The 12,415-nt window shown below is 61.6% G+C and carries 14 protein-coding genes; 5 read left to right on the top strand and 9 right to left on the bottom strand.

Features of this window, described 5'->3' with window-relative positions; translation table 11 throughout:
* Positions 1-193 (top strand): integrase core domain-containing protein (locus OEZ60_RS13215; protein ID WP_263336950.1); only part of this gene is annotated, 193 nt, incomplete at its 5' end.
* 21 nt (positions 194-214) lie between these two features.
* Entirely contained in the window at positions 215-661 is a 447-nt protein-coding gene (locus tag OEZ60_RS13210; protein ID WP_263336948.1) for a hypothetical protein, read from the top strand.
* Between the two features lie 364 nt (positions 662-1,025).
* Here OEZ60_RS13210 and OEZ60_RS13205 read toward each other — a convergent pair whose 3' ends face one another.
* The 7 genes from OEZ60_RS13205 to OEZ60_RS13175 form a co-directional block, all read right to left on the bottom strand.
* Positions 1,026-1,277, bottom strand: a complete 252-nt coding sequence (locus OEZ60_RS13205) for a hypothetical protein (RefSeq protein ID WP_263336946.1) — start codon at positions 1,275-1,277, stop codon at positions 1,026-1,028.
* A gap of 82 nt (positions 1,278-1,359) precedes the next feature.
* Positions 1,360-1,893 (bottom strand): hypothetical protein, encoded by a 534-nt coding sequence (locus OEZ60_RS13200; RefSeq protein ID WP_263336944.1) that lies wholly within the window; start codon positions 1,891-1,893, stop codon positions 1,360-1,362.
* A gap of 346 nt (positions 1,894-2,239) precedes the next feature.
* Positions 2,240-3,046 (bottom strand): transglutaminase-like domain-containing protein, encoded by an 807-nt coding sequence (locus tag OEZ60_RS13195; RefSeq protein ID WP_411709804.1) that lies wholly within the window; start codon positions 3,044-3,046, stop codon positions 2,240-2,242.
* Between the two features lie 34 nt (positions 3,047-3,080).
* Positions 3,081-3,821, bottom strand: coding sequence for a hypothetical protein (locus OEZ60_RS13190; RefSeq protein ID WP_263336938.1), 741 nt, complete (start codon positions 3,819-3,821; stop codon positions 3,081-3,083).
* Between the two features lie 260 nt (positions 3,822-4,081).
* On the bottom strand, positions 4,082-4,555 hold the full coding sequence (locus OEZ60_RS13185) for a hypothetical protein (protein ID WP_263336936.1): 474 nt from the start codon (positions 4,553-4,555) through the stop codon (positions 4,082-4,084).
* Positions 4,552-4,938 (bottom strand): hypothetical protein, encoded by a 387-nt coding sequence (locus OEZ60_RS13180; RefSeq protein ID WP_263336933.1) that lies wholly within the window; start codon positions 4,936-4,938, stop codon positions 4,552-4,554. The genes OEZ60_RS13185 and OEZ60_RS13180 overlap by 4 nt, the downstream gene beginning before the upstream one ends.
* On the bottom strand, positions 4,935-5,249 hold the full coding sequence (locus OEZ60_RS13175) for a hypothetical protein (RefSeq protein ID WP_263336927.1): 315 nt from the start codon (positions 5,247-5,249) through the stop codon (positions 4,935-4,937). The genes OEZ60_RS13180 and OEZ60_RS13175 overlap by 4 nt, the downstream gene beginning before the upstream one ends.
* Positions 5,250-5,915: 666 nt before the next feature.
* Here OEZ60_RS13175 and OEZ60_RS13170 point away from each other — a divergent pair.
* A complete protein-coding gene (locus tag OEZ60_RS13170) occupies positions 5,916-6,395 on the top strand; it encodes a hypothetical protein (protein WP_263336924.1) in 480 nt (159 codons plus the stop codon).
* Positions 6,396-7,035: 640 nt separating this feature from the next.
* Positions 7,036-8,808 (top strand): SLC13 family permease, encoded by a 1,773-nt coding sequence (locus OEZ60_RS13165; protein ID WP_263336921.1) that lies wholly within the window; start codon positions 7,036-7,038, stop codon positions 8,806-8,808.
* Between the two features lie 308 nt (positions 8,809-9,116).
* Here OEZ60_RS13165 and OEZ60_RS13155 read toward each other — a convergent pair whose 3' ends face one another.
* Positions 9,117-9,803, bottom strand: coding sequence for a recombinase family protein (locus OEZ60_RS13155; protein ID WP_263336918.1), 687 nt, complete (start codon positions 9,801-9,803; stop codon positions 9,117-9,119).
* A gap of 269 nt (positions 9,804-10,072) precedes the next feature.
* Here OEZ60_RS13155 and OEZ60_RS13150 point away from each other — a divergent pair, with 269 nt between their 5' ends.
* Positions 10,073-11,686, top strand: a complete 1,614-nt coding sequence (locus OEZ60_RS13150) for an amidohydrolase family protein (RefSeq protein ID WP_263336916.1) — start codon at positions 10,073-10,075, stop codon at positions 11,684-11,686.
* 77 nt (positions 11,687-11,763) lie between these two features.
* Here the strand turns inward: OEZ60_RS13150 and OEZ60_RS13145 are convergent, their stop codons facing one another.
* Entirely contained in the window at positions 11,764-12,234 is a 471-nt protein-coding gene (locus OEZ60_RS13145) for a DUF1203 domain-containing protein (RefSeq protein WP_263336913.1), read from the bottom strand.
* Positions 12,235-12,415: the final 181 nt, after the last annotated feature.

The raw sequence follows: 12,415 nt of genomic DNA, 5'->3' as shown, positions 1-12,415 counted from the left end.
CGAGAGCTTCAACGCCAGGTTCCGGGACGAGCTGCTCAACGGCGAGGTCTTTTACAGCCTCCGAGAGGCCAAGATCCTCATCGAGCAATGGAGGAAACACTACAACACGAAACGCCCCCACAGTGCTTTGGGCTACCGCCCGCCGGCCCCTGAAACCGTCATCCCGATGGACCAGAGGCCAGTCATGCACTAACAATCAAATCGGACCACTCAGGTGGGGCCGATCAAGATCCTTCGGAAACGCGGCCACAGCGAGACCCGGCTCGAGGATCTCGAGGCCGAGCTTGCCTACACGCTCGGCGGCCGGGCGGCGGAGCGGCTTGTCCTTTCAAGCCTCTCCGCCGGGGCGGGCGGGACCGCAGACTCCGACCTCGCGATCGCGACGCGCCTCGCCGTCCACATCGACAGCCGCTACGGGCTCGGCGCCTGGGGGCCGATCTATCTGGACGCGCCCGACGGCGCGCTCCTGCACGATCCCGCGACCCGCCAGCGCGTCCGCAACAGGATCGAGAAGGCTGAACGGCAAGCGACGGCAATCCTCCGGGAAAACAGTGACCTGCTGGAGCGGATGGCAGGGGGCACTCGCCGAAGAGCGGCTCCTGAGCGGCAGTTCCATCGACGACTGGCTCCGGCAAGTCCGGGGTGCCAGTGCCGACCCTGAAGATGGCCCGGAACCGCCTGGCGACATCTTCCGGGCCTGAGGCATCAGGTCGGGCAAGCGCACCGAAAAGGTCCGCAGAGCTTGCAGGAATAAACGGACGTCACGTTCCCGCCGACACGAATCTAACTGGCACCGCGAAAGAGTTTTGGGGTTGTCGCGCCCTCATGACATGCTGACGATCGCAAACCGCGATCTTTGGACGATCAACCGCACATTCAGCGGCGATGTACCGCGAAATGTACCTCGGAAAGCGAAGGAGAAGAATTCATGTTCGAGCTCAACGCGTTGGCTAAGTTCTGTGGCGGAGAGGATGGGCCTGAAATCCAACCTTCTCAGGATATTAAGGTACTGATCTTGAGTTATTTTAATGGGTCGCCGCAATCCTGACCTCGTGACGGTATCGGTAGGTTGTGGTGTGAACGATGTCGAGACAGGCCAAAATGGTGTTCCAGTACGGCTCGAGGAGGACGGCGCGCGCGTCGACGGGGATCAGCGGCGGCGAGATGCGCCCGGGCTGACGGGCGCGGCGTTCCTCCAGGCGTTCAACCCCTTGCAGCGCCGGCAGATCCGTTCTCCGAAACCTTCGCTCCAGAACAACGCACTGCATCGCAGGCATCGGCGGTTTTGCGCTACATCGCCCAAGGCCCTCGCGGTCTCGATGTCCGGCGCTGCTCCTTCGGCGATGGCCTTGTCCGTCATCACGATTGTCCCGCTGCCAGGCGGGTGCGCAAGGGCGACCGCGAGTCCGGTCGCGAAGGCATGCCTTCGTTTTCGGCGGCCCGGATCGCCTCGTTGTCCCGCGCCCTTTGGGCGGTCGTCTTCGAAGACGGCGGACTCAAGCTGGGATCAGGCGTCCCGAGTCCGGAGTAGAGATTTCGCAGGTGCGCCTCGGAGACGCCGTCGGCCTTCATCACGAGACGTATCATCGGATCAGCCAGCATTTCCTCTAAGAAGAAGTCGGACAACGCCCTGCCCGTCAGCTTGTCCCTGGCGCGTGCATGGTCCAGGTCGGCAAGGGAAACGGTGAGCGTCCTCGCCAGTCCAGGATGCGATGCCCTGGGATGAAGCTTTACAAGAACCGAGGCTTTCCAGGCTGCGGGATCCTGTTGATCCGGCGGTGAAGCCAACTCCGTTTCGATCTCGTACTCTCCCGCGGGGAGCGTCTCGGCAAAGCCCGGAACGGAGAACGGCCGGGAAAAAACCGCGACGGTCTTGCTCGTCAGTTCTTCCATCGGCGTGATCCTCTCCCTTGTTGCTGTGGGTGGTCCGCGCGCCCGTAAAGAATGAGGCGCGTGGCCGGTGCACATCTCAAGATGTCCTAGATTTCGCTGGTGCTTCCGTGCCGGCGGCCTTCGCCTCTTTCTCCTTGACAGGGGTCGTGGCGGTCTCCGCAGGCTTCGGCTTCATTGCGGCCGCAGCCCTGGCGGTCAGGTCCTTGAAGGACATGTCATCGATCCTTTGATTGGCCGGCGCCAACTCCTTATCCATGTCGGACCGGGATGCCTGGCATCGATACTACATATATGGGGGCTGGCGACCCGATTTACGATGGCGTGTCGAGAAGGAAGCCAACGACAGTCAGGCCAATTCATCAGTCCAGACCTTTAATTCCGCCAAAGTGTTCTGGCCGAAGGTCTGGGTCAGAGGGACATCGGCGGCATCGCGGCCGCGCGCGATCAGGATTCTCGCATACCGCGGCTTGTTGTTCCGCGGGTCGAACATGTGCCATTCTCCAGCAAGGAATACCTCCATCCACGCGGCAAAATCCCCGGGCGGATGAGGCAGAGGTTCACCGATGTCGCTCAGATATCCGGTGCAGTAGCGGGCCGGAATGTTCATGCAGCGACACAGGGCGATGGCGAGATGGGCGAAGTCGCGGCAGACGCCCTGCCGCTCGGCCAGGGTCTGCGATGCGGTGCGCGTCGATTTCGCCTGCATGTAGTCGAAGCGGACATGCCCGTGCACGAAATCGCAGATCGCCTGAACGCGTGACCATCCGGGTTCGGTGGTCTCAAAGCGACGCCAGGCCTCTTCCGAGAGGAGGTCTGTATCGCAATACCGGCTGTCCAGCAGAAACACGAGAGTTTCGAACGGTAGATCTTGAACGGCGTGCTGCTGTGCACCGCGAGAGACGGGATCGGGTCGGCCCGTGTCGCGGAAGATGCCATCCGTCGACAGGCAGAAGTCGCCCGCCGGAGCCAGGACGCGCGTACACCAGTTGCCGAAGCCATCCCGGTAGCTTTCGAGTGGCACACTCGGCGACGTCACGAGATAATCGGCGCACTCCAGATCGCCAAACCGCGAGTAGTGCACGTTCAGCAGCGCGATCAGCGGCGTCGGCTGAGGGAAGCTGTATCGCAGACGACACCCTATGCTGACGCGCATGCCGGACACACGGCCGCGCGTCGTCTTGTCACCATCATCTTGCAAGGATGCACGCCCCGTCGGAGAGCTGGAAGCCTCGATTGCAGCTCCACCGGTTGCCGGATCGGTCGAGATAGGCGTTCTCCGGCAGATCGATGGCGACGCAGGCGCCGCTCAGCGGCTCGTATCCACGCTCACAGCTCCAGCCCGGTCCATAGGACGCCTGGTCAAGATAGGCGTTCGCAGGCAAGATAATGGCGTCGCATCGGTCGTCGATCTTGACGAAGCCTCTCTCGCAAGCCCAGGCGGCGCCATAGTCTGCGTTGGTGAGATATGCGTTCTCTGGCACGGCAATCGGCGTACATGTTCCTGCAACGGCCTCATAGCTACGATCGCAGGTCCATCCCGTGCCCGAGCTGTCTTCTGTCAAGTAGGCACGCTCGGGAAGAACAATGGCTACGCATGCCTCGTCCTCCTGCCGGAACCCGCGTTTGCATTGCCAATTGTAGCCGGAAGACCGGAGGAAGGCATTGGCGGGCACCGGGATGGGATTGCAGGACGTCCCGTCCACCTCCTCATACCCGCGGCCGCACTCCCAGCCCGTCCCATAGGAGCGCCCGGTTGCATAGGCATGCTCAGGGATATCGAGAGCCAGGCACTCGGCGCCCTCCACCCGGAAGCCAAGATCGCAGACCCATCCGCCACCATAGCTGCGCGCCTGAGCGCTCTGAGGCATCGGACCGGTGCCATCCTGCGCAAGGATGGGGAAGGCCATGGACGCGATCACACCGGCCACGACTGCCATCCTCGAGATCAGTCTTGCCAGCGGGTGCCTCGCCGGTTCTTTGAGGTGTCTCATTTTCGCTTCCTTTGCCGACCAGAGTCCGTCCGTTGCCGCCCGTGTCTTCGATGGCCCAAGCGTGAGCGTTCCGGTCAGCCGTCGGGTGCGCACGACCGATGGGGTGGAGCCCTTGGAATTCGGTCTCGAGGGCATGCCCTCGTTTTCGGCCACCTGGATCGAGAATTCCTGCGTTACTGTCGGGGGAGTGCGATCGGTCATCGCAGGGACAACTTGAGTAAGGCTGCCGCCGCAACTGCTTGCTCTTTCTGATGGTAATCGCCGCTGAACTTTCCGTCGACCTTCACTTCCCAGATGCCATTTCTGTCGCGCACTTGAACCCGATCAAACTTCGCGGGGTGCTCCATGAGAGATCCTTTTCTCTCTTGGCCTTTGCGTGATCCGCTTTGCTCATCAATCACGTTGGTTTCCTTGGGACCAGGCGTCCGGACTTCCCCAAGCAGCATCACGGCCCGGATGAATTCTTCCGCATAATCGTCGGTTTGGCGGTGGTCGTGCTCGTGCCGGGCCATACTCATCGGTTCGACGAACCGTTCTTTCAGGTGCTCGATGAAACGTGGCTCCGCGCGGGCCATGAAAGCGATCAGGGCTTGAAGCACCTTTTCATGGGCGAGCACACGCCGTTCCAGATCGGTGGTCTCGGGTGACGCTATTGGCATGGCGCGGTTCATCCTCCTTCGACCGCGCTTTCCGCGCGCTCCGGTGATCCATCGACATCGAGGGCTGACAGGCAAGCTTGCGCGATATCCCGGTTCGAGGCATCGGTTCCCGGCATGGTCGCCCAGCCTGCCGCCATGACGGCACCGCGCCTCTGGTAGCTCGAAGATCCTCGGATTGTAGCCAACATTTCTGCGCGCTCCGGGTCGGACCGTGCCATGTCGAGGCAGACCGGCACCAGAGCCGCGACCACATCGTCACGGGCCATGGTCATGGCCCTACCAGCCGCGATTCCGCCTGTCACCCAGCCGCCCCAGGTGAAGCCGACGACACCGACACAGACCGCACCGATCAGCGCGCCATAGATGCCGGGTTTGAGCCATTCGGGAGTGTTCATTTCAATGCCTCCTGCGGGGAAAGCGCCGCCTCGCTGTGATTGTTCGTTCCATTTGTGGTCGCATCCCGGCTCAGCGCCTCTTTCAGGTCGCTCTCGGTTGTCACCCGGAGTTCAGTTCTTCCCGCATGAGCACCCTTGCCGCGCACCGTCAGGTACGTCGCCGTCCGTCTATAGGCCTCGAAGCTGAGGCCCTGGAGGAGCTCCTCTTCGACAAGAACTTCGTAGTCGCCGGCGGGCAAATCGCCCGGGTATCCCGGCAAGATAAACGGGTTTGAAAACGTCACTGTCGATCTGGTCGACCGCATGTTCATCTCTGGTCTCCGCGATGTTGGCAGATCCGTCGCTCACCACTGTTGACGGCCCCTTGGAGGCCGGGACGGACCAGTCGAACGATTTATTCTCTTGTACGTCGAGATCGTCCGACTGGCGCTGACGCATGTTAGTCTCGGGCCCCGAACCGGTTGCGACCTCCCTGAGGGCAGTCGCCCCCCACTGACCTGTGTAAGGGCGGCGAGGCCGACCTGCGCGTATCCTTTGGGAAACAGGGATGATCTGCATTCCTGCAACCCTTGAAAGGATTGGCGATGGCCGACCCCAATTTTCTCAACCCGCACCCGCCCGAGTTCGATCGGTTTCTCTATGCCTCGGTCGTCTCCACGCTCGCGCGACTCGACCTCGATCCATGGAAGGAAACCGCTGTACTGGTCACGCTGGGGCGCGACGCCGCACGAGCGCGGTTGGGAACGCTGCTTGCCCGATTTCGGGATGTTCCCCCGCTCGCAAGCGATCACGGCAGGGTCGCACGAGACCTGAGCCAGCTGCTTCCCGAGGCGCGTTGCCGTCATGGCGGCAGGCTGGGCGACGGTTCCAGGAACGGAGGCTCCGGACCGAGACATTGCGCAGGCCTGCCTTGTGTCGCTCGAGTTCTGAAAGATCCAAATCGGTCACCAACTCGCGCATGAAAGACGATAGAAGCTATGGAACCTGCAACGACGCACCCGAAAACCCAACCGGAGACAACTGATCTCGAACGGCGAGTGCTCGCCCATGAGAGGGTCCTTCAGGCGCTCATCGCCTACATGTCTCGTTCGGAACCGCGTTTCGTCGACCATCTGAGAGAACGGTTCGTGGAACCGATGAACATGGCGCGGCACGAACACGGATACCGGGGTGCTGACGACTACGCTGAAGAGTTCATTCGCGCCGTGATGCTGCTTGGAGAGGCGCGCGAGCCCCGGTTGTTGGAAAATGAAGCGAAGGTTGGATTGACGCGATCGCCGCAAGAGCAATTGCGCCCAGAACACTCCCGAAAGCGATCCACCCAAGGTGATCGAGTTCAGCTCAGAGAGCGGAATGGGATGTGGGAGGTACAGGTCGACGGCGAGTTGCGCGGCGACTATTACGAAAAGAGACACGCCCTTGCGGCGGCGGCCTTGCTGAAGCTGTCCCTTCAATGACGGATGGCGCGCAACCGACCCCGCCGAAGAAGTACCCGATACAGACTGCCGAGAACGAGGGTATGCGGCCCAAACCGGATCAGGCCGAGCGTTCGGAACGGGTGCGGCCCGTCGCAGGAGAAACCGGGTGTAGGGGAACGCTCCCGGCGCGGTGACTCCGGCGCCGTGACGAAACTGAACGGCCGTGGGCCGGAAGGGAACCGTTATGAAACACGATAAGGCCCTAAAGAAAAAGCCGCTGGCACAACTCGTGGCGAAGCTTCGACATCTCTACTCCGGTTATCTGACAACACCGGCGCGAGGAAGCTGTGTGCTGACCGAAGGCGCCGGCCAATAGCTCTGGCCGGCATTATCGGCTCGGAGGAGTTCGCGGGGCGAGACCGGCGGGAAGGGCTTTGATAACGTGAGCGTGCGCGGATAACGTAAGCGTGCGCGACACACGCGTTTCGGTCGGCATGCATGGCAACCTCGCGCCGCGGACGCCTGCATCTCCGCCAATCACGTTTCGTTATGAGCCTAAAATGTCGAGGGAACTTGGGTCGATCTGTCTGTTAGTGCTTTATTCGAGAGGGCGGAGGACGCGACCGGAAAACCATCAGCGGTGAATGTGTATAACACGGAGGATGGGTCGATCGATCTCATGACGGGCTACGAACCCTATCTCGCGCTCGCAGTTGTTCTTCTGCTGTTTGCAGCCTTTCTCTTCGAGCGCTTCGCACCGGACGTAGCCGCTGCGGGGGCTGCCGCGCTGTTTATCGTGTTTGGGTTTGTCCCCACGAATGAAGTTCTGGCGGCATTTTCGAACCCCGCACCTATCACGATTGCCGCGATGTTCGTAATCAGCGGTGCGCTGGTCCGAACCGGGCTTCTCGACGCACTCGCGAACCGGGTTGTCGACGTGGCGAGCAACAGCCCGATTGCGGGCACAGCGGTGTTTCTCATCGCGACGCTTGTCGCCTCGGGCCTGATGAATAACACGCCGGTCGTCATCGTCCTGATACCGGTGGCCATCCGTTTGGCGCAGAGCCTCGACTTTGCTGCGACGCGCCTGTTGATCCCGTTATCCTACATGGCGGTTTTGGGCGGGACGTGCACTCTGATCGGCACGTCGACCAACCTGCTGGTGGACGGCGTGTCCCTGGCGTCTGGCTTGGAGCCGTTTTCAATTTTCGAGATCACACCCGTCGGCTTGGTAGCCGCGGCCACAGGTGGCTTGGCGCTATTCTTGCTGGGACCTGTCCTGTTGCCTGACCGAAAGGATCTTTCAGAACTGGGCGGAGACGATGAAGCGACCTTTTTGACGGAGTTGCGTCCACGAGAGGATTACCCAAACATCGGTCGACGTATTGATGAAATCGCCGCCCTGAATCAGCGACGCATAGAGATCGTCGGCATTCGCGCGCGGTCTGGTGTGAAACGAGAAGGTTTGAGCGAGTACATTCTCGAGCCGGGTGACCGAATCATCGCCAAAGTGGCGACATCGGAACTGCTTACGCTCAGAAAGCTCGCAGGGATCGAAGTCGGATTACGTCAGGGTCCAGCGCCGGAAACCGCCTCCGACCTAATCGTCGCAGAGGCAATCGTGACGCTTTCGCGCCGAAGCCGCGGCGTGCGAATTGCCCAGCTTGCCATGGGGCACCGATACGGCATGCGCGTTCTTGGCGCCCACCGACATGGGGAACTGCTTGGGCCTGACCTGTCCACCGCGCTCTTGCGCCCTGCCGATACCCTGCTTCTGGAAGGAACGCCTGAAGGCTTTGCCCGTCTGACCGAGGCGGGCGATCTTGCCGCAATCACCGATGCGGGGGGCCGTGCGTTCCGCCGCAGGAAAGCGCCGCTTGCTCTGCTCGCGCTCTTCTCGGTCGTGGCACTTGCCGCCGCCGGCATTGCAGAGATCAGCGTGCTTGCCCTCATAGCCGTCGCGGGCATTCTCGTATTCGGATGTATCGACAACATCGAGGCATGGAACTCGATCGACGCTGGCATCCTTGTGCTCATCTTCTCGATGCTGATCGTCGGCACGGGCTTGCAGAATTCCGGGGCCGTAAGCCTCATCGTCGACAGCATAACGCCGGCACTGCGAGGACTGCCTCCTTTTGTCACGCTTGCCGCCATCTACCTATTGTCGTCGGTGCTGACCGAGGCTGTCACCAACAATGCCGTGGCCGTTGTCGTCACCCCGCTCGCGATTGGCCTCGCCGAGCAGCTTGGCGTCGATCCGCGGCCGTTTGTCGTCGCGGTGATGTTCGGTGCGAGTGCGAGCTTCGCGACCCCGGTCGGCTACCAGACGAATACGCTGATATACGGCGCAGCGAACTACAGATTTTCCGACTTCTTAAAGATCGGCATTCCGATGAATCTGGTCGTCGGCGCGGCGGTGGTCGGCGCGATCCCGATATTCTTCCCGTTCTAGGGTGGTGTCATTTGTGGACGTATATGGACCCTTCGGGCGGCTTCGAGCTAAGCGGCATTCCCCAGAACCTCATCGCGGGGTGCTGGCAGATAAATCCGAACTCGTTCAGCTGGGACAGCGGGCCGGTCCCTTACACGGTGCAGAAACCGCGCCACTCAACGTGAGCAGCGGCGCGGTTCAGCTTGAAGCTGGCGCGGGAGGAGAGGCTGCGTACCTGGCTGAAGTGGTTGGAGACGGAGTCGCGATTTCGAAGAGCTAGCACTCAATGAAAACGGATCATCCGGCCCGCCAGGCCTGATTCTGAGACCTCACATCAGCCGCACGAGCAGGTTCCGCACGTTCGACACATGCCACCGTCCGCCCCGCCGGGTGCGCATGCCGCGGGCATTGAGTTCGTCTGCGATGCCTCGAAGGCTGGTGATGCCTTGCCGGGCGAGGTCGTCGAGGATCGGCTCCAGATCGCGCGCGTGCTGATCCGCATTTCCCCGGACCGCCGCACGCAGGGGGCCGCCGCCCTTCCCCGCCCGCCGGAGCGCCGCCGCGCCATTGGGGTTGCCGAGCTTCACGCCACGCGCCTTGGCCACCGCGAGCGCCTCCTTCGTCCGCCGCGAGATGGCCTCGCGCTCCGCTTCCGCGACCAGCGCCATGATGCCCACGGTCAGGTCATTGGCCTCCGGCATGTCGCAGACGAGGAACTTCACGCCCGAGTCCCGGAGCGTCAGGAGGAACGCGGCATTGCGCGACAGCCTGTCGAGCTTGGCGATGACCAGCGTCGCGCCGGTGAGGCGTGCCAGCCGGATGGCCTTGCCAAGCTCGGGCCGGTCAGGGTTGCGGCCGCTCTCGACCTCGGTAAAGCGGGCGAGGAGGTCGGCGCTTCGCGATATGGCAAAGGCCTCGATCGTATTCCTCTGCGCCTCGAGCCCCAGCCCCGACTGCCCCTGCCTGGCAGTTGAAACCCGCTCGTAGGCGATGAACCGGGGCGACGTGGCTGTCATGGGCGGGGGTGTACAAAACTGCGTAACGTTGGTTGCGCAGTTCTGTACCGTAGGTTCGCGAGATCACGTAGTGGTTCATGCGGTCGGATTTCTCTATGTGAGCGTGTCTAGCCCCACTCGCGTGCCATCCTTGAAATGTGGAAAGTTGAGACCTCGGTTCGGCCGGCTCCGCAATAGAACCAGCGGAGCACGATGAGACAGTTGTGAATTCCCGGGTCCCGCGGTCAGTCGTCCCGTCGGCGCGGCAGGCGAGGTCTCGGAAGACCCACTTGGCGAAACGATTTTCTTCTCTTTTCATGGTATTCTTGTCTTTGGAGGTGGAAGCCATGAGGCGCGGAATCGTGACCTCTGTACTTCTCGTTCTCGCCGATATTGCGGCGCAGGAGGCGGCGGCGGACGCTTTTGCGTTCGTCAACGCCAACGTTCTTCCGATGGACGAGAACAAGGTGCTGCTCCAGCAGACAGTCGTGGTTGACGGCGACAGCATCGTCGCAGTCGCACCGACTTCAGAGGTCGAAGTCCCGCACGGCGCAACCGTGATCGACGCCGAAGGCAGCTGGCTGATTCCCGGCTTTGCCGACATGCACATGCATCTTGCGGTCGACCCGAGCCCGGATTTCATGCGCCTCTGGCTTGCCGAGGGCGTTACCACCGTCCGCAACCTCAACACCGTGCCCGATCACCGCAACTGGGCCGAGGAAGTGCTGGCAGGCGAAAGGATCGGGCCGACAATCTACAATACCGGCCCCTCGATCGTTGGACCGCCGCCGGACGTTGTTCCTCTGCTCTACGGGTTTCGGATCGCGCTGATCTCTGGACCGTTGATTTTGTTCCTGCTGGCGGCGGCGGCTCTGAGGCTGGCGCGCGGATGCTGGCCGGCGCGACCGGCTATGCTTGGCTGTAGCGCCGTGATGTTGGCGGCCGGTCTCGGCATGATGATGACCCGGGCGATTCCGTTTGATGCCTTCACCTCCATCTATTTTCCCTTTGCCGATGTCGCCGAAACGGAGACCGAGGCCCGCCGTTGGGTCTCGCGCCAGGTCGACGACGGTTACCGGATGGTGAAGATCTACGAGTTCATGGGCGGCCCGGTCTGGCTTGCGGCGCAGGAAGCGGCCGAGGCGTCCGGTGTGTACAGCATCTCGCATCTCGATCCCGGCGCGCAGCTCGAAGATATCGTGACCTCAGGTGTCGACGAATTCGCCCATGTCGACGAGTTGCTAGACTATTTCCTTGTCGAAGAGATCGACCCTTGGAACTTCCGCCCGGTGCCGGTGGACATGGCGAGCCTGCCAGACGTCGTCGCGACCATCGCTGGCCAGGACCTGATGGTAGTGTCGAACATGGTCGCCGACGAAAACGTGTGGCACTACCTCGAGGCGGGACCATCCTATTTCGACCGACCGGAATACAGTGTCATCCGTCCCGAGACATTGGCCGGCTGGCGCACCGGTCGAGTGGTCAGGTGGCAGGGGCAGCAAGACATCCGGCGCGACAGCTGGCAGCCGCTTTTCGCTGCGCTGGTTCGGGAACTACACGCGACCGGCGTGCCGATCCTGACCGGCACCGACGTGTCGATTGACGGGATCGTGCCATGGCACATACATCGCGAGATCGAACTTCTGTCCGAGGCGGGTCTCAGCCGCTACGAGGCACTGCGCGCGGCTACTGCGAACGCAGGTGAAAGCCTGCGCCGTGCTGGTTTCGGCGACGTGATCGGCACGGTCACACCTGGCGCACGGGCCGACCTGGTGCTACTTCGGCACAACCCCTTGATCGAAAACGGATCGACCCGCGACCGTATCGGAGTTATGGCACGAGGCCTCTGGTACAGTCAGGCGGAGCTTGACGAACTGACCGCCGAATTGGTGGCGAGCTACTGATATTATCCTAGGCCGGCCGAGTGGGCGCATTGCGAATCCAAATGCGCCAAGCTCCTGTGTCCGCTTCCCAATTTGATTCATCCTGCCCGACTTACGGATGCCGCGAAGCATCCGGGCTTCGCATTGTGAAGATGGATGTAAGATACTTCGGTGTCAGCGAACGAAGCCGATATTGCATGAGCGAGATCTTCGCCTGCCACAACATCGGCGTCGATCATCATATGATTTTCGTCAAACATACGAAGTGAAATGAGCCGGGAACGCAGCATTTGCGGCACCTCGTTGACCGCAAGCTCAGCTTGAACGGCGTTCTCCCGGACGTAGATCGCGTGTGTAGCCCTAAAAGGGCTTGCTTCAGGCAGATGAGCATAGTTCAGGAGAATGACGGTCTCACCAACCTCTGCGTCTTCCATGCTGACCCGACAGGGTGTTCCAGGCTTAGTCTTGACGATCATCCTGCACGCATTCCGCGCCGCAAGCTCCTCGTCGGTCAGATTGAAGAGGGGCGAAAAGTCACCGGCGGGAAGTGAATGAATTTGAAAGTTCATGGCTAAATGCCCCTATGCTGCTTGGTTCAAACATGCCTCTTTGCCGACAGAGTGACGACCCGTATCCTGCGTAATTCACTCCGAGCAGGCCTTCGCGGCGCGCCCGGAAATCTACGGGCTTTGGTCGAAGCGGACCGGGTCAAGATCTCTGCTTCCCGCGACAGGGGCGACTGATCGCGCA

Origin of the sequence: Albidovulum salinarum (genome assembly GCF_025673475.1) — a bacterium.
Classification (GTDB): Bacteria; Pseudomonadota; Alphaproteobacteria; order Rhodobacterales; family Rhodobacteraceae; genus Albidovulum; species Albidovulum salinarum.
The sequence above is the reverse complement of the archived record's forward strand: the minus strand, read 5'-3'. Positions and strand labels throughout refer to the sequence as shown.